We start from the raw sequence: 18,514 nt of genomic DNA, 5'->3' as shown, positions 1-18,514 counted from the left end.
GAGTATTTGAGCCAGAAACGCCAGATTAAAGGAAAATTAGATGCGTCTGCCCTGCATTTCTAAGCGCATTCGAGTCAATCCGGTTGGTTGCACGACGAAGAGTTGATGTGGGGCGGATGTCCCCATCCGCCTGTCTGTGGATCCAACTGGCAACAAGGCGGATGGGACATCCGCCCCACAACGAGAGCCAAAACGCAGAGATGCGCCCATTCCAGAAGTCTCGACTATAAAAATGGGATCCATGATTTCACGGACGTCTGAAGCCGGACCCCAGAACCCCCACAACGAGAGCATACCCCGGTGCTTTTACAGCGGTAACACGGTACTGGGACAGACCCCTTTGCCGCATTTTATCAAGATTTGATTCATCAGCCATTTTGGAGAAATTACTAAATTGAAGGCGCGGAAGATATAGGGGAATACATAATCAGACGAGCCTCATCGGGGTCTTTGAATGCGTTACAGTTAGTCAAAGCGTTGATCGCCTCATCATAAGACGACATTGGCAAACGCGACGAGAAATCCTGAACGTAATCCATAGCTCTAACCAGGGGTACGGGGTTGCTGGAGCGGGAGAGGGCACGAAGTGCCAGCAGGTAATCGTCGCGGTAAACGGTTGGCATCACGATTCGGCTGAGCCCCCTATGCACCAGTTCCGCGTTCATCATCAACCGGGCAACACGTCCATTTCCGTCAACAAATGGGTGAACCTCCGCGATGAGAAACATCATGAAGATGGCACGCGGCAAGCCCGGCGTGATCGCGGAGGCCATTTCAAACCCCTTTAACAGCGTGCCCTGGACTAGACCGGGATCCACGAACACAGTCTCTCCGGCACGATTTCCATCCTCCTTGAACTCGCCCGGTGCCCTGTCAGGACGGCCTTCCATGATATCGTGATGCCGAGATTTCAAAATCCGGCAAAAATCGTCAAACGTTTCGGAAACGGACCGACTCTGCCCAATACTGGCGGCCACACGAAATGTGCCCATGACATCATGTGCATCTGCGGGACGGTTTCGAGGCACCTTATTGTGAAAGACAATGTCATAGGCTTCGGAAACCTTGAATTCGGTTCCTTCAATGTAGTTCGAGAAATAGGCCTCGAAAAAGGCCAGAAGCTGGCGTTCTCTTTCGGTCGTGCGGACTTCATTGCGGACTGGCAGTTCTGCCTGGGAGAGCGCTGTGAACAACGTATTGAAGAGATCCAACCGAAAAGAATCGTACGGCATCCCCATGGATCTTGCCCGTGCCGCAGGCGAAGAGAGCACGTTGGCCGGCCGTGTTCGCAGGATCGCCGCAATCAGGGCATTCAGTTTCCGGAAAGGTTCTTCCATGTGCAACGGCCCTGCCAGTTCACGCGCCGAATCACGCAGCGTATTCAAGGCGGCTGTCCCTTGCGCCAGACAAATGCGATCCAATCTCTCTTCGAGTTCCACTTTGGACAGGATTTTAGCAAGACCAGACCTCCCACGTGCGATCTGGAGATTTTCCAAAAACGACCGCGGCCGTGAGGAAATGAACAAACCATTCATAAAGGGTAAATCGGTACTCCCCGGTCCAGGCCCTTTCATTAAGTGAACACGGATACCAGGTAGTGCGACATGCCGGGTGTACGTATAGGTCAGAAATACATCCCCAGAATCCGTAGGGCGCCCTTCGAGTGCTGAACGATGACTCAGGAGCGCACCCGAGAACAGATGCCCAAGAATCGGATAAAGATTCCGCTTCACAATCTGATAGTCGCTGTCCGTGAAGTTCGATGTGTAGAGTTTTGGCGCAATCTTGCGGAGGCGACCAGATTTTACCCACCGACTAATACGCTGTGACAGAGTGCTGTCAGACGTTGAGAAAACTATTTCTGGTAGAATATTTCGCATAATACACGTATGCCGCGCCGTAATTGTCAAAAATATTATATATTAACTGCGATTGTGTCAAATAATTCAATATAGCGCCCCTCCCACAAGAACCCTCACCCTTGATAAACAAAAAAGGGTCGGATTGAACACTCAGGCCCTACTTACGCGAACCATCCTCATGAAAAAGCAAATCACCCAAGCAGATCATGCGGCAAATTAAAGGCCCGAATTATCTGAGAGAGGATCCGGGGCGATATATCGCGCCCACCATGGCGGGGAACGGGTACGGAAGCGGGACGACCGGCAAGGCTTTTGTGGTAGAGCATACAGTGGCTCCCCTTCCCTCGCCGCTCATGTATCTCAAATTCCCGATTATGATCCTTCAATCTGCGAACCAATTCGTGAAACTTGAGCGGCTTAGGCACAGGCCACCGCCCGGGAAGACGCGGAAAAGGCATTCCGCCTAGCCTTAGAGCGCAACAAAGCGACTTCCTTGGGCGTAATCTCAATGACTTTTGCGACCGCCTTGACGCGCAACGTATGGCCTTCCTTGGTCAAATCCTTGATACTCTGCTTATTGGCTTTCTCCCAGCGGGTAATAATGTCCGCCGGAGCTTCGCGCTGAATCATTCCCGTGTTACCCATCTGGATCGCGAAGGTAATCTGGGCTTCCATGGCATTCCGAAGATCCGCCATAGCCTTATTCGGGCTATTCCCCTCCCCGATCAGGTCGGTTTCAAGCGCATGGGCCACATAAGTCCCATCCCGTTCCTGATAAAGCAACACCCTGCTTGTCACACTGACATTGTGAATTGTGGTCATTTGGTCTTTTCCTTATAGCTCTAATAATTTTGCATATTTCTCGCAGGGGTGTCAATTCAAGCAGAAATTCAGAAGGCGGTTTTCAATACCCCACACACACCAATTTCACCATTCTGTCTTATTCTGTAAATTCTGTCTAAAAATTCTTTTCGTCTCCAAATGTCTTCAAAGTATAATCATTCACCATTCCAGAAGTCTCGACTATAAAAACGGGATCCATGACTTCACAGTCGCCTGGAGTCGAACCACCGTGGCCACCCAGGAAGGGTGCAGTCCCAACACATAATCAATCACGGCACGATATTGTTCAGTGACTTTTTGCTGGGAGAACTGGTGGCCTTCCCCGTTGCAACTTGAACAAGTCCCCTTAAATGTTTTCTTTCCGTCGCAATTTCGACACTTCAGCGTGCCTTTGCAATCAAGACACTTCTCTCCCATCCCTGTAAATTCCCCCGTATTCCGGATATCGCCACCAGAACCACTCGGCCTTGAATTCCCCATAAAAGTTGAACATTCCCCAGAACCCCCACAACGAGAGCATACCCCGGTGCCTTTACAGCGGTAACACGGTACTGGGACAGACCCCTTTGCCGCACAGGCAGGACACGAACCGTAAAATGAAGCCTCAGAAAACTGGCTTGCAAACCATGACGCAGGAAATTGCTGACAAACCTGCTTGCAATTACGATACCCTACTTCTCGTTGCCCCAGCCCCACCTTACGGATTGCCAAAACCCCCAAAAGCCCGCTTTTCAAGGAAACATTGCTAGCCATTATCATGAGCAGACCCGGAAATCTGGACGATATCGTATTCTTTATCCACCTGTTAGATGCCCAGGGACACACGGTGCATACCTTCAACTTCCCCCTCTGGCAAACTTTCGCCCTTGGCTCGCTGAATATCCCGTTCCGGTTTCAACCACCCGACCAAATACCTCCAGGCGCGTACGAACTGCAACTGGGTATGTACAATGCACGAATCGAAAAGCGACTCGCAATTGAGGGAGAAGGTTTATCAAAAAAAGAACGCCAGAAACGTCACCACGTCTTTAGCCCCATTACACTGACGGAATGACACGCTCAAGTAAGGGACTCCCTCTTCAATGTGGGAGGCGCAGTCCCCTGCGGCGACTCTTTCGAGCCTGTCGCGGCACGGAGTGCCCCTCCCACATTGGGCTCCGCTCCTCCCCATTGCAGTAAGGCTACACCCTGAAAGCTCCTAACGACTTTAACACTAGCAAGATATGGCCTGAAGCGATCATGGTGGCGACATGATTTTTGGTGAACCGATTCTGCCGGATATGCCAGGTAAACAGGCGACGCAGAATAACGAGATCCGCTTCTTTAAGTAAGGCAGGATCCCGGACATAGGTCATGGCCTCCGCCTCCCAGTTCTCCCAATCGAACCGGACGACGAACCCATTCTTATAGCAGGCATCCATGAAACGGGAGACCAACTTCATAAAATCTTCGTCCGGCCAATTATCCTCATCAACAGGAATCTGTCCGGCGGGGCAAAATGATGGATCCTCAAAAACAGGAATGAAATCAAGAAGGTTTGCCAACTGTTGCGGTTCAATCCCCTCAGATTCTTTAATGGAACAAGTTTTCATGGGTTCTTTCTAGCTAAAGCTTGCATCAGTTGACTTGAAGACAGTTGTCCTGGAGCGCTGGGCACGTCAAGATAACCATACGCAAGACAGGCCCCTAAGGTCGGAAAAAGAGTTCTTGTTTTAGTGCCCAGGCTTCCCATGCCGAGAATACAGATAGGTCGCACAGTGGTGATCTCAAGGAGCTTTTGCAAGGTCTCCACATCGACCTCAGTATTGATCATGGTCGTTATTTTGGGGATCGCATTCGGGATGGCCAGGATCTTATCCAGAATTCTCTTCAATACGGCGTAATCAGGGGTTTCTTGAAAATTATGCGAAGAGACGACCACGCACTTCCCGAGTTCCGCAGCCTGCCGACAGAGTGGCACACAAAGTTCACTGGCGAACTCTACGTCAATACAGGAGAGGTTGTTCAGTGCGGAGGAGAGAAAGGGTAACCGCTCAGCATCAGGCTTGACCCAGTTCCCCCCTTCAGAAGCTAACCGAAGAGTAAGCAGGACCGGGACCCCGGCCTCCTCAATCGCCAGACACTCTCCCAGCCACCCAGGAGTATCCGTGCCGACCTGATCCAACCTGACTTCCACCACATTGCAGGGGTAGTCAGCACCACTACGTTCAGAAGGAAGGGAGCTTCTCGAAGAAAGTGTTCCCACTACCAGCGGAGGAGTTCCAAGAACCAGTTTTCCAATGTGGTAAGCCATCATGAAATTCCACTTTCACGAACCATCCGCACCTGTAGGCGCCTTCCACAAGCGGCGGCAAAACGAGCCAACGTTTCAACGGATACATTTACTCCAGACTCAATCCGAGATACCACGCTCTGCGTCGTATGCATCCGACGGGCCAGATCGGCCTGGGTAAGCCCTGCTTGCGTGCGGATCGTCAGCATCTGTTGCGCCACTTCATATTCCACGTCAAACTCGTCCGAGATCCTCTGGAAGTCCGGATGCGCACGAATGCCCACCGCCTGCGCCTCGTGAGCCGCACGCATACGTTCCAATCCCCTATTTATCTTCGTCATAGTCTCCATCCTCGATTATCCGCCTGACTCGCAGTGCCTGCGACAGTTCCCGCTGTGGCGTCTGTTGCGTCTTCTTAACAAAGGCATGCACCCCGATCACGCGATTACCCATGTAATAGAAATACACAATCCGCACTTGGCGTCCTCGCCTCAACCGCATTTCGAACAAATTCCGGTCGAGTTTCTTGCCGAACGGTTCAACCAAATGCCCGTCAGATTCGATCCGCTCGACCAACTTAACGTATTCGACTTGAATCTCCGGTGGCTGCGTCTCGATGAATTCGCGAACCTTCCGTGTCGCCGAATACAGTTTCTTCATTACGTGTCCAGTATCGCACATATGCTATATCCCGTCAATTCTCTTGATGTAGATAACGCATAATAATGCGCCTCGCCCCCCCCTCCACCACCCTCACTTTTTCCAGGTGAGATCCATCACCCACTGCTCTCGATCATACTAATATAACTATAACGTATCTAGTTATATTTATATGATTAGATTTTGAATGCAGGGGATGAGTTTAGGAAAATGCATACAGTTTTGATTCAGATCAGGATTATCTTTCCTGCTGCTAAATGCAGCCGCCGGGACGTCGGCTGCCACCTTCGCGTGCTTTGCGACTTTTGTGCAAATACTTTTCAAATCTCTTGATTGGCCTTTGCTCAAAAAAACGGAATCCATGACTTCACAGTCGCCTGGAGTCGAACCACCGTTGCCACCCAGGAAGGGTGCAACCCCAGCACATAATCGATCACGGCCCGATATTGTTCGATGACCTTTTGCTTAGAGAACTGGCATCCCTCCCCCTCACACTTGGCACAAGTCCCGGAAAGTGTTTTTTTTCCGCCACAATACCGACACCTCATCGTACCTTTACAGTCGAGACATTTCTCACCCATTCCTTGAAATTTACCAGTATTCCGAATGTCGCCACCAGAACCACTCGGCCTTGAATTCCCCATAAAAGTTGAACATTCCCCAGAACCCCCACAACGAGAGCATACCCCGGTGCCTTTACAGCGGTAACACGGTACTGGGACAGACCCCTTTGCCGCACAGGCAGGACACGAACCGTAAAATGAAGCCTCAGAAAACTGGCTTGCAAACCATGACGTTGGGAATTGCTGACAAACCTGCTTGCAATTACGCAACCCTACTTCTCTTTGCCCCAGACCCACCTTCCGGATTGCCAAAACCCCCAAAAGCCCACTTTTCAAGGACACATTTCCAGGATCTACTGTTATCGCCAACTGCGCCAATGCGGCAGCCCTCACATCGTCGCCAGCAGCCTTTCGCAAGTCCGGCAGCAGTTCAGTCGCCGTAACCCATTGTCGATATTCAGATAAATCGAAATAGCAAAAAACGCCCAAAGGAATCAATATTAGCAACAATATCAGGAACAGTTGCCCGACCACCGTACCAAAGTTGTTTTTACGCCTTACTTTTTCCCCCAGCATGCGCGAAGGAAAATAATCCTGACGCGACACACCCGTTTCTTTGGGATCACCATTGGCAGCCTCTTCAGACGTATTGGAGGCTCCAACAACGGTGCGGTTGCGAAGCGACAGTTTCATTTTCTCAAGATTAGGACTGTTGATCATAATGAGAATTGCTTCGTACAGCTCGCAAAGGCCCTACCATAAACCAAAAAGGGGCAGGGCGAATTTGTTTCGCACTGCCCCCATACTAACTGATTAAGAATTACGGAGAGTTGGTCGAAGTACTACTTGATACCGTTATAGTACTAGAAGAACCGGCTATTCCTTTAATATCCCCCGTCTTACCTCCATCTTCTACCCAAGTACCAAGGATAACGCGATCAGACAAGGCAAAGGACGTTTTAATCGTTGTGGAATCACCACTCACTGAACTAACCGATGAGACACTTGCAACTGTCCCCTGAAAATTTCCAACTAAATTGACATACATTCCGGACTTACTTTTTCCTGATGCCGAATACGGTGCAATGACCTGATCTCCATTAGCAGGCGTACCACCTGTCGAACTAGAGGAAAGCCCACCCGTCGTTCTAACATCACCCATACTACCGGAATACACACTGCCATTATTGTCAACAATCGAAATCTTGTTGCCGCTCTGCTGAACATTAAAAGCATAGATGCTGACACCACCAGATGCACCAGAACCACTGCTACTACTCGACCCACTGCTTGTGGCGGCACCCGCCGCACTATAGTTTATCGATATAGACTGAGAAACAGGCAGACCTGGAGCGGCAAACTGCAACGTCCAAACACCTGTATCGTATTCAAAATGACCACCAGTAACAGGAAAGTTTGTCGGTCCTAAAACATATGAACCTTTCATAGCGCCAGATCCATCATCAAAGGCTGAACCGGAAACACCTCCGAAAATGATCGTGAAAGATCCAGGCTTAACCGAGCCATGCGATGTTTTTCCGGAAAGTGACACTCTGTTTGCGCCGGTGTTGCCCCCATCCTCTCCCGTATAGGTGTTATAGGTTACACCACCAGATGATGTTATAGGAGTAGAACTTGCGGTTGTCGAATAATCGCTAACCAAGTACCCACCTGACCCTCGATATGAGCCGCTAAAATTAGCAATACTCGAACTATCATTCCACGAACCCTCATCCCCACTTCCACCCCACTCACAGCCAACCAACGCAACGCCCATCGCTATTACCAATGCATTTTGAAACAGGTGCTTCATATCTATCTACCCTCTTTTTAGTTGAATATTTGCAAGTTACGAAAACGTGTCATACAGGTCAATGGTTATCCCAATTACTTCACGACCACACGGTAAAACCGCGACATTACTTTAGGAGCCTGATCCACAAAGTCATGTACGCCCTGCCCACTTCGATAACCGCCTATTGCTGAATGCCAGACTCTCAAATCATCACTATACTGGACTTCATAGATCATGCCTACTCTCCCAAGCCATGACAGCGAGAACTGCCCTTCTGAAGGCATTATAATCGCCGTCCGGGATATAAATGGAAGCCCGGGGATTACCTCTCCAGCCGCCGACGCCCGAGACATCTCCAAGGCCCCATCATTCGGGTTAATCGGATTAAGTCCATGGCTAAGCTCATATCCATCTGATAATCCATCACCATCCGTATCCCACTTCATGGGATTCAAGTCCACCCCAAGAGGATTCAATACGGGGGCATAGGGGTTATAATCACTAATATCCGGCGAGGTACCAGCTATACGGTCAGAATAACACACTTCATCAAAGTCGCTTACCCCGTCGCCATCCGTATCACCATTCACAGCGGTAGGATCAACATCCAGTGGATCAATCTCGTAACACCGGATTAACGGTATGTTTGTGGTACCCCACCAAGTCAGGTTCGCCGAGCTTTGATCATAGGCCCCCTTTCCTAGTGTTCCGTAATACATCCACTCCCAGCCGTCCGGTAACTGATCGTCGTCGGTATCACGATCTCTAATTACAATCTGCATCCCAGACTTCTGCACGCCTATGCTAGCGGACACATCAATTTCAACGGGGACCTCCCCTCCATCCATCGTCCGCTCCTGGACAAACCCCACAGGTTCCCATGAATCAAGCGTCCGATTCCCATTTAGGTCAATAAACGCTCGAACGTAAAAGGTCTGGCTATGAAGCCCCTTGATACTGTAGGCCCCTTTGCGCGAATTCGCTCCGGCACTCGGATCGTTCGGGAAATTGGTCGCACAGAAATAGGTAATTTGAACCTGTCCATCAGCCACTCCGCTGAAGCCTTTGTTTTCATAGGCCTGGACAATAATCGTCAAACGATTGGATGTAAGTCCTGCTCCATACCCATGCGCAACCTTACCAAAATAATACACATCCCCGGAAATCTCGGATTTTCCACCATTGGTCGGGCACCGGACATCCAAATTAAAAGCACTCCATGGGGATAAAACCGACAATGCAGGTGTAGCTGCCTGAACCCTTACCCAGTACCGCGAGTTGGCCCACACCGAAGACGCATAATTGCTTCCCACAGGAATATAATTATCCCCGGCGTAGAAGGGCAGTGTCACCTTGCAAACCCCGTTAGCATCTCTGTAAGGCACAATGTTAGTCGTATTGATAATCACCGCATTGGTAACTGCAGCAATCTGCAATCTATAGCTTGTAGCGTTAAGATCAGCCTTAAATTCAAGCTCGTTCTTAGCGTACTGATACACCGTGTCATGAGGCGTGACAATTGAAGGTGTACTCAACGTGACCGTCGGAATTTCGGTAGCCAACACCACCGCTAAAAAGTGATTGAGATCATTCTCATACACTTCAAAAGATGGAAAGACTGGCCCGAAGCCATAACGACCACTAACCAGGTAATCCCCCTCATGCAAGTAATTCCGGGGCCCAGTAATAACATTCGTCATTCCAGGATTACTTGATATCACAATATACTTAGTCGCGGTCGCGGACGCGACCCATGTAACCCGCGAATAACCCGGCATCGAATCGGTCATGCCGATTTCCACGTTGTTGAGCGCACCGAATCCGACATTAACGGGATTAAATTGCGCAAGGCCAGCTGGTTCGGAATCAGGCTCAAACTTGCTATTGCTGTTCCGATCCAGATAGGCGAACACATAATTATTGCCCTCCACCAGATGCCCCGAGGTAAGTTTAGAGGTCTTCACATAATCCCCAGTCATTTCGAGGGTGGCAATCGGCCACCCATCCATAGCCGCCGTCTTATAGAACGACAACTTAAGCTGACCGCCTGTCGTGTAGGTATAATTGGCCGCAACGGGTGTTGCCGCTGTAAAAGTTGCACCAGCAAGTGTCAGATACCAGCCCCCGGTCTCATAATTAATGGCACCGGAGACCGTGCCCCCACTATAAGTACCAGCCAGTACACCGTTTCCGTTATCGGTCGCAATCGCCACCCCAGCCACCATAAGCTTCAAGGAACCTGCCGTGATATTCGCAGTCTGGAGTATTCCGGATATATAGGTAGAACCTGCCGCAGCAGTCGCCGCCGGTTCTCCCACAATGGTACTTTGGCCTGCACCCTGTGAGGTCGACGCCTCAAGAAGCGTGTTGCCAAAACGTCCATAGTATCTTCCATGGATTTCTATTGCCGGCCGAGGGAAACTGCTGGCAACAATGGGGTCCGTTCCCGCAAGGTACTCGGCATAACTGCTCCATCCATCCTCATCGGGATCCAGTGAGGCATCGTAATAAGCCGGGTCAAGTCCACGCTTGCCTGTGGTCAGACAAGGCCCTTTGTAGAGGTTCTCCCAAGCATCAGGCATCCCATCTCCATCATCATAGATTTCGCCATAAGTGCGAGCCCCCGGACCGGTACGACTGTCGTAGTCATTAAAACCGTCGTGATCAGTATCTGTGACGTCAGGATCCGTCTTCGCCCAGTACTCATACAGATTGTTCAAGCCATCCCCATCGTTATCGCCGTAGGGATCGACATCAACACCGAAGAAGAATAGTTCCCACCAATCAGGAATGCCATCGGCATCGGCATCGTTCTTCATCTCAATGAGCGGGGCAGCATTCGTGCTGAACACACACCCCTTCAGAGCAAACGCCCAATCCAGTGGTTGCGCGAAGTCCTCAGTGCCATAACCCTTCACCTGTCCTGTAAGTTTGTTGGTGATGGTGGTGTTCTGTCCATCGTCAAACAAATAGTAGGATCTAAGTGTTTTCAGGGATTTTCCAGTGCCCTCGGTTTCCAATTTAAATCGAAGTTTACTCAAAAAGACCACGCTGTCATATGCGGTATCACCGGTATCGGCAATCACGAACTTGAGCGTATGAAGTCCCGGCTTCAGTGTCTTACTGGTGGTAAGCAACGGAGTCAATCCATCGTATTCGAACGGCAAACTCACCTGCATTTTACCCACACTTGCCTGATTGGCTGGATTCCACACATCGTTGTCGAGCTCAAAGAAGTTGTTGTTCACTGAGACGGGCTTATCGTTTTTGTCAAACGAGATGTTCACCCCATCCAAAAACACTCCAAAATCATCATTGAACGCCGTTCCCACCCATTCAGGAAACTCTTCCGAGCCAAAAAGGAAATCAAAGCTCACACCTTTAACCGACGAGTCGGACTTAAACGTCAGAGTCAACGACACGGCATCATGGGACGTCTCTCCTGCTAACAACGTCGTAAGATCCGCATCACCTGCTGTCCCGAATGAAGTTGTCTTTGAACCTGAAGTGTTGCTGGCTACTTCGGCATCCTTGACTTTACCCGAGCTCAAGATCACCCCTTTTCCAGGGCGAGACATCTTATTCGGTAATTCAGGGAATCCAATAAATGAACCTGCGGCTTCAGCAGCTCCCTTAAGACTGGCACTCAGTTCGGAAATTCCCGAGGGCAAAGCCTCACCTAAGAATGCATCAAATAACGCATTTGCTGCACTGTTCGAATAGACCGTTACCGTAATGGTATTCTTGATGTCCTCCACCGGTTCCCTGTACGTCTTATTGTACCAGTCAAGAATTTCGGAGTCAGTTCTGGCGACACTCCAGATTCTGACTTCATCAATGAGCCCTTGGAGCCCAGCACCCATCGCAGTCGTCCCCTCGCCCGACGCGCAGGTATCGATAGCTGTCAAGTTCGTCACCACGCGACCATTTACATAAAGCGTGAAACGAAGTGATTCGCTGCTGAAGGTTCCCGCCAGATAGGTCCAACTGTTAGTGCTCAGCGGCACACTTGCACGCTCCTTGTATAATGCCCCGGCAACAGAGGAAAATTCCACCACCGGGTAATTATTCTCCAGGCGCAAGGCGAAATTGGTTCGTCCATCACCCAGTGTTCGCATCACCACTGCACCTGTTTCGTTGGATGTCTGAGGCTTGACCCATGCCTCAATGGTCCAACTCCTCATATCAAACCGGTCGGCATCCCCTTGGAACTTGGCGGCAGGCACAACCTGGGCCACCCCATTCGCGACCATGCTCTTTGGCATCAGTGGACTCCGGGAATCCACCGGACTGGTCACACGTCGACCATCAGCTTTGGCAATGTTACGATCCACTTCAACGCCGTCAGCCGTGCCATCATCGTCCGTATCCGGATCGCCGGGATCCGTTCCATAGACATTGATCTCGATTCCGTTACTGAGCCCATCGCCATCGGAATCTTCATCCATATCCTTAACGCGATTACCATCACTATCCTGACTCCACGGATTGATCCCGACCAAATATTCATTTAAGTTCGACAGGCCGTCTCCATCGGAATCCGAGGTGACATCATCGGGAATAAGAGGATCAAATCCATACTGTTCTTCCCAGGCATCCGCCATCCCATCGCCATCAGAATCAAAGCCAGTCGTGGCGGGCACGGTGCCGTTATCCCACATCGGAACATCCTCGTCAGCCTGCGCCCAGCGTAACGGCAACAAATCATTCGCCACATCGTAGAAATCAAGCACCCCGTCAGGCGCGGTATAATATCGATAGCCGTACGGATTGGATGAATTCCAGAAATTCGCATATTGCCCGATCACATTGGTGCCATTCATCAGGGAGACATACCCATTGGTGGAGCCAATATCGGTGACCGGCATTTCCGGTGTATGCGCGGCGGCATTCTGAATCCACGGCACCATCCGGTAGTCGGAATAGATTTGCGAACGTTGCGAGGATGCACCCCAGAATCCTACTGTCCAATCTGATGGGAATATGGCGGTAGCGGTGGAATCAAACCCGACGCCGGTTCCCGTCGTGGTCGCGGCATGATCAGGATCGGTCAACGCATCAAAGCTGTAGAGATAGAACAGACTTGCTGACGCCGATTTGCTGGCCAGCACATCAGCCTGCTTCATCCTGATCTTCGAGCCTGCCAGGATCTGAGCACCATCCCGGACGCCGTCCCAAATACGGACTTCATCAATCCAGCCCTTGAAGAAGCGCTCTGGCTGAGGCTGTGATCCAGATCCTATCCTTCCATCCGGATTCGCATCCGCCGCCCCCACCACAATTGGGGCGCCATAGATGTGCCAGGAGGGATTAAACACGCCGTTAGCGGGTAATTCGCGGAAAATATCTTGCCGGGCGATCCTACCATCGACATACAGAGTAAAGACCCCGCCCACCAAAGGATTTATGGTGTCCGGCACTTGATAGGTTGCCGCAATATGCGTCCAGTTAGTAGCGGACAGCTTCGCCGAACCAGTGACCCGGGCTTCCGGAAAAATAAGCTGGGTTCCATTGCCATTATAACTGGCGTAGGGATAGCCATCGGCATTCAGCGCAATCCGGAAATTTAGGCGGATTCCTTGCACAAGACTCATCGGGTTGCCACTCGGCAGCATGATGGGACGTTCCACCACCACCTGATCCGTGCCGTTACTTGGAGTCAGCGGCCGCACCCATGCTTCCACCGTGAAACTGCGTAGGTAATCTCCGGAATACCCGATCACAGATGTCCCCGGCAAATAACCGCTCTTCGGGTAAGTCACGCCAGGCACATATCCTGGCAGAGTACGAGCATAAGCATCCTGACCTTCGGGAAGATAGAGCGCTCTCCGCTTCACCGGACGTTCGGGACTCATCGGATCCGTTTTGGTCACATTCAATTCCTCGTAATCGCTGCGTCCGTCTCCATCGGTATCAAACCCCTCATTACTCTCGAAATCAAACGCGTAAGTGGGCGGAGGCAATTTTCCAGACCAAAGCCAAACAGAAACATTAGGCCTGTAGTAGAGGTTCACCCAACTGGAGTCAGACCCCGTATCGGTCATCCACAACGGCGAAGGATCCGTATGATAACGCGGGGATTGTTTCTGGTAGTACCAGAGCGGTGCTTCCTCGGTATTCGGCAGACCATCTCCGTCGGGATCCGCCTCCGGTGTTCCTGCAATATAAGGCTTGAGGCGGTAGTCGGCCGCCACGGCCCCTACATACACGCGTGCATTGACATCGCGAGACGTTACCAGGTCAAACACGCCATAAGTTGGATTTAACCCATGATAGATTTCGTAATAATCATCCATGTTGTCTTCATCCGAATCCGCCATCGTTGGTCGGCATCCCGAATAGGCAAGAACCGAAATTCCCTTTTTCGGATTGAACAGAGGGATGTAACGCTTTTGCCACCAATCCCAACCCTTTGGCACGCCCTGGAAGAAAACGGCGCTATTGTAGAAAGGTTGACCATAAGTCCATACATCATGCTGCCAGTGATAGATGGCGCAGGAATAATATTCCTGATAATTCTTCAGGCGGTCGCCATCTGGATCCAGAAAGGCATCACCCAAAGTGCCATCAAGCCCCGTCGCATATGATGCCTCATAGGGATCCGGCAAGGTATCTTCGTCCGTATCAGAAGAAGTGGGATTCAGCCCGCCGCCCGTATAGCATACTCCATTCCAGACGCCTACCGCGAAAACCTGCGTGGATATATTGTTGTCTGCATCGAACACCAGATTGGTGGCGGCTAAAGACGTTCCGTTAAAGAGTGGCTTTTCCGCGCCATCCTCGATCCCATCCCCATCCGTATCCTTGCCATTGGGATCGGTCGGGAAAATCTTATTCTGCCAGGCCGTTACCGGCGTCAAGGCGGCACGGTTGGTGCTGGAGGTATAAAAACTCTGGAACTCTATTAAATTGCTGATTTTATCATCGTCCGGATCCAGCGGGGCATCGGTCGCCAAATTCGGATCCAAGCCCACATAGTTTTCCCAGCCATCCCAGATGCCGTCCCCATCGGAATCATAGTTGAACGGATTCGTGGCGTCATCCGCCTCAGTGCCCGGGCTGATCTGCATCATCCCGTTCGGTCCCCACAATTCTTCGCGATTGGAGTATTTAACGGTGTTCGGACTTGGCGTTGAGCCTTTCGCAGGTATGTCTGAGGCAACGGGGTAGACTTGATCCACCGCAACTCGGGGGTCGAAACCGTTCAACAAGTAGACTTCGTGGTTGCGCCAGGCGAGGTCATTGGTTGGATTCGACTTCGCCATCCAGTCGCCATCGGGATTATCCAGGCCATCAGCAAGCGTATGCCCCGGGGTAACCTTGCCCCAAGGATCATACCCGAAAATCACTTCGTAGCCGTCAGGAAGTCCATCCTGGTCAACATCCCATAGAAACGGATGGGAACTACGCTTGGTAACCACCCCTGCGGCCGCCAAGGCAGGGGGGATGGGGGGCGCTCTACCATCAATCACAATCGTGTGCGGGGCGGCAGCTATGCCCGGAGAAAATGCATTCGCCTGCCAAGCCCCGTATTCGCGATCGGCAGTATAGTAGTCCTCTGAAACCTTGCCCGTTTTATAATCGTACAGCACATCATAATCGGGCCCGCCACCGACAAGGGTGTCAGTCCGGTTTGGCTTGAAAACGCGAGTGGAAACACCCCACACGGGAATGGCATTGGTGTAATAGATCGGCACCTGATTCGTTACCCCAACAAGGTAGACCTCATTGGTGCTATCGCCGCTCCAGCTCACATTCGTACGGCCCCAATGCTGCCACTGATCCCAGGAGTACTCATAACCATCGTCAAAATTGTCGGTGTCGGAGTTAGCAGAGTTGCCCTTGCTTTGGTCATTAGAATCCACTTCTCCGGCAGGCCCAATATACGGAATACGCACAACCACATCAGGCCGGGAGCCGGTCGTGCCCAGCGGATGCTCCGTAATCGTCACACCATTCGTCACTATCGGAAACACACTGTTGGTTGAAACAGTAAGGAATGCGTAAGGCTTTACCCCATCGGGCCCCTCATACTCCTCGATGTTCATCAGAGGTTGCGTGGGCTGCATATATCCATCGGTGGTGCTCCAATGGTAGTCATGATCCGGATTACCGCTTGGGCCGTTATTAACTGATTTTATTCCACTATCAACGCCAGCAGGGTAATAATCTTTTGAGGCCTTGGCTTGATCAGTGAGATTGGTGGGATCCACGGAATAGACTTCATAGGCATCATCCATCCCATCGCCGTCAGTGTCAGCATTGATCGGATTATAGTACGACCCATTGTTGGTGTTGGACAATTGATACTCTTGGAAGTTCGAAAGCCCGTCGTTATCCGGGTCCGCGCCAGGCGCCATCGCACCGGACGCACTCGTGGGTAACCCAAAATGGTTCAAGAACGCCTGGTATCCAGGATCGGTACCAACGACGGCGACATAATAGGGGTAAATGGTCAAGGCATTGGTCACCGCCATCAAATCGACGTTGCCGTCGGTAGACGGATAGTAAGTTGCCCCACCAGGCATGACCACACACTTTTCAGGCGCATAATTTCCGATAGCCGCCATATGCGCAACGATGAGTTCATTGGAATCAACCCAAACAGGGGATTCCAAATCGTGCCCACTCACTGTTGTCACACCATTTGAGTTCGGGCTTATGCTCACCTTAAACTGAGTCTTCCACTTCCAATCCAGAGAAGTGTTGGTTTTCACCGTTATAGTAACCGAGTTAAAAGCAGGCCCCGACTGATTTGTTGGATTGATACTTCCCGTACCTCCAGCCCACCCATCACAACGCGATCTCTGAGTCTGAGCCGGCGGCGATGGTGTCTCTTCGGTAAATTTTGCGACAGATATATTGGTTTGTGTCCCGCTGAGTAGTCCCTTAACAGAGTTGTCGATATTCAAATCCGATGGGCCGGTCACAAAGGCTTGCGAGATGGTCCATGTGTTGCTGAAATTGGCTGTGACCGTTCTTCTGGGTCCACTCATGACCACCGTAATCGGATTGGCATTCCCAGATGCATCACCGGTCCAGTTTATGAATTCGTAACCGGACTGGGCCGTGGCCGTAATCTGATTGCTCGTGCCATTGAAATAGGTGTTGGTAAACGCGGTAAAGGCACCATTAGTCCCAACAATCGACACCGTTCCGCCATTAGAGGGACTGGCGGAAGCGACCAACTGGATCATATTATTCGAAAAAATAGCTGTCGCCAAAATGGTATTCACCTCGCCTGTCGAAACAATCCTTACCGAGATCCCTTGATCACCAAGATAAGCAGCCTCATTGGTATAATCTGCTCCATAAGTACCAGGATCCAGGGTAATATTTGTGGATCCTAGTTTCCACGCACTAAAATAATACAAAGGGTTAGGCGCCACATATGCGAGATCAAAAGAATCTCCGGGATTAACCATCACATAATTGGTCACCACGCTGTTAATCGACACTCCTGCCGCAGATATCGGTGACACAGCAACCCTGTATCTTTTCTGCGCCATAGCGGACGGGACAGGCAATAGACCCGTTATAATCAGCATCAGAGCCAGACTTCCACCAAAGGTGTGCATTTTTTTCATAGAACCAAGTTTGATTGAGATCATATCATCACTCCTTCTTATCATCCCGCATTGCGGTCAAATTGTTAATAATCGCCAATGCCTCATCCGCAGCCATTTTCGATTTTAGATATTCGTCGTTTTTCGCAAGAGATCGTTCATAGGCGGCTTGGGCATCTCTCACCTCGATCAGGGCTTGCCCCACCGCAGCATTGGAAAGATTGGCCGCCAACCGCATCTGATTGAACCGGGTAAAAGCTTGATTAAAATCCCTTCGAAGCACTGCCAGATCCTGTGTGGCTATGTTCATCCCCTGCCTGCGGCGGGAAAGGGCATCATCCAGTTGCCCCCTTGTCCGGTCAACCTCACGCACCACGTCATCATAACCTGAAATGGATTTCTTACACGTCTCCTCGTATCCGGAACGAACATTCATCATACTGGCATAGGCGTCCCGCACGGCCGGATCCTTTTCACGAATTTCAACTTCCTTCTTGTCTAATTCCAGTCGCTTCTGCTCATAGGGGACCTGTTTTCGCGCCAACTCCTGCTCAATCGCCTTCTTTGCAAACGCCCGCTGTCTTTCCCTCACCGCCTTCTGGCTTTCCGGGGTGCTGATGGAATTCTGTGGCGCCCGGTAGTGGGGGGAATTTGTGTCGATCTGGCGGACAATCTGTACCATGCCAGTGGAAGGGAGCGGCGTGGGGGCAATTTCAATGGTCCGGGCCTTTTTTTCAACCGCCTTCGGTTTTTCTGACCGGGAACAAGAGACAGAGACGGATAGGCAGAGCAATAGACAGGCACCGAGAACGGTGTCACGCAACGGCATTAATAACTTTCTATCTTTCATTCTTCCACCTTACCGCCGGAAACAGCGGCTTCTGCAATGTAATGTCTTTTTATTGTTGACCATTTTATCAAAATTAAAATTGTCTAATGTCAAATTCCTGTAA

General features: G+C 50.8%; 13 protein-coding genes. 1 reads left to right on the top strand and 12 read right to left on the bottom strand.

Going from position 1 to position 18,514, the window contains the following annotated elements; translation table 11 throughout:
- Nucleotides 1–389: 389 nt before the first annotated feature.
- The 4 genes from WCI03_08940 to WCI03_08925 all read right to left on the bottom strand — a co-directional run bounded on the left by WCI03_08940 (nucleotide 390) and on the right by WCI03_08925 (nucleotide 3,458).
- Nucleotides 390–1,880 (bottom strand): Fic family protein, encoded by a 1,491-nt coding sequence (locus WCI03_08940; protein ID MEI8139979.1) that lies wholly within the window; start codon nucleotides 1,878–1,880, stop codon nucleotides 390–392.
- A gap of 173 nt (nucleotides 1,881–2,053) precedes the next feature.
- Entirely contained in the window at nucleotides 2,054–2,320 is a 267-nt protein-coding gene (locus tag WCI03_08935) for a type II toxin-antitoxin system HicA family toxin (GenBank protein MEI8139978.1), read from the bottom strand.
- Nucleotides 2,280–2,684, bottom strand: a complete 405-nt coding sequence (locus tag WCI03_08930) for a hypothetical protein (GenBank protein MEI8139977.1) — start codon at nucleotides 2,682–2,684, stop codon at nucleotides 2,280–2,282. The genes WCI03_08935 and WCI03_08930 overlap by 41 nt, the downstream gene beginning before the upstream one ends.
- Before the next feature lie 201 nt (nucleotides 2,685–2,885).
- A complete protein-coding gene (locus WCI03_08925) occupies nucleotides 2,886–3,458 on the bottom strand; it encodes a hypothetical protein (protein ID MEI8139976.1) in 573 nt (190 codons plus the stop codon).
- A gap of 4 nt (nucleotides 3,459–3,462) precedes the next feature.
- Here WCI03_08925 and WCI03_08920 point away from each other — a divergent pair, with 4 nt between their 5' ends.
- Nucleotides 3,463–3,759 carry a hypothetical protein gene (locus tag WCI03_08920; protein ID MEI8139975.1) on the top strand — a complete coding sequence of 99 codons (297 nt, stop codon included), beginning with the start codon at nucleotides 3,463–3,465 and terminating at the stop codon, nucleotides 3,757–3,759.
- A gap of 127 nt (nucleotides 3,760–3,886) precedes the next feature.
- On the opposite strand, the gene WCI03_08915 is transcribed toward WCI03_08920, so the two are convergent.
- The 8 genes from WCI03_08915 to WCI03_08880 all read right to left on the bottom strand — a co-directional run bounded on the left by WCI03_08915 (nucleotide 3,887) and on the right by WCI03_08880 (nucleotide 18,411).
- The gene (locus WCI03_08915; GenBank protein ID MEI8139974.1) at nucleotides 3,887–4,297 is read right to left on the bottom strand and encodes a DUF6508 domain-containing protein; all 411 of its coding nucleotides are present in this window, start codon (nucleotides 4,295–4,297) and stop codon (nucleotides 3,887–3,889) included.
- Entirely contained in the window at nucleotides 4,294–5,001 is a 708-nt protein-coding gene (locus tag WCI03_08910) for a type I 3-dehydroquinate dehydratase (GenBank protein ID MEI8139973.1), read from the bottom strand. Before WCI03_08910 ends, WCI03_08915 begins: the two co-directional genes overlap by 4 nt.
- The gene (locus WCI03_08905; GenBank protein ID MEI8139972.1) at nucleotides 4,998–5,318 is read right to left on the bottom strand and encodes a helix-turn-helix transcriptional regulator; all 321 of its coding nucleotides are present in this window, start codon (nucleotides 5,316–5,318) and stop codon (nucleotides 4,998–5,000) included. Before WCI03_08905 ends, WCI03_08910 begins: the two co-directional genes overlap by 4 nt.
- Nucleotides 5,302–5,637 (bottom strand): type II toxin-antitoxin system RelE/ParE family toxin, encoded by a 336-nt coding sequence (locus WCI03_08900; protein MEI8139971.1) that lies wholly within the window; start codon nucleotides 5,635–5,637, stop codon nucleotides 5,302–5,304. Before WCI03_08900 ends, WCI03_08905 begins: the two co-directional genes overlap by 17 nt.
- 344 nt (nucleotides 5,638–5,981) lie before the next feature.
- Nucleotides 5,982–6,920 (bottom strand): hypothetical protein, encoded by a 939-nt coding sequence (locus WCI03_08895; protein MEI8139970.1) that lies wholly within the window; start codon nucleotides 6,918–6,920, stop codon nucleotides 5,982–5,984.
- A gap of 100 nt (nucleotides 6,921–7,020) precedes the next feature.
- Nucleotides 7,021–8,013: a hypothetical protein gene (locus WCI03_08890; GenBank protein MEI8139969.1), complete on the bottom strand. Its 993-nt coding sequence runs from the start codon at nucleotides 8,011–8,013 to the stop codon at nucleotides 7,021–7,023.
- 74 nt (nucleotides 8,014–8,087) lie between these two features.
- Complete coding sequence (locus WCI03_08885) at nucleotides 8,088–17,606, bottom strand: choice-of-anchor L domain-containing protein (protein ID MEI8139968.1); 9,519 nt, start codon at nucleotides 17,604–17,606, stop codon at nucleotides 8,088–8,090.
- Between the two features lie 4 nt (nucleotides 17,607–17,610).
- Nucleotides 17,611–18,411 (bottom strand): hypothetical protein, encoded by an 801-nt coding sequence (locus tag WCI03_08880; protein ID MEI8139967.1) that lies wholly within the window; start codon nucleotides 18,409–18,411, stop codon nucleotides 17,611–17,613.
- Nucleotides 18,412–18,514 lie beyond the last annotated feature (103 nt).

The sequence above is a fragment of the bacterium genome (assembly GCA_037143175.1).
GTDB lineage: Bacteria > Verrucomicrobiota > Kiritimatiellia > CAIKKV01 > CAITUY01 > JAABPW01.
Note: the sequence above shows the minus strand (reverse complement) of the source record. Positions and strands in the feature narration are given on the sequence as shown.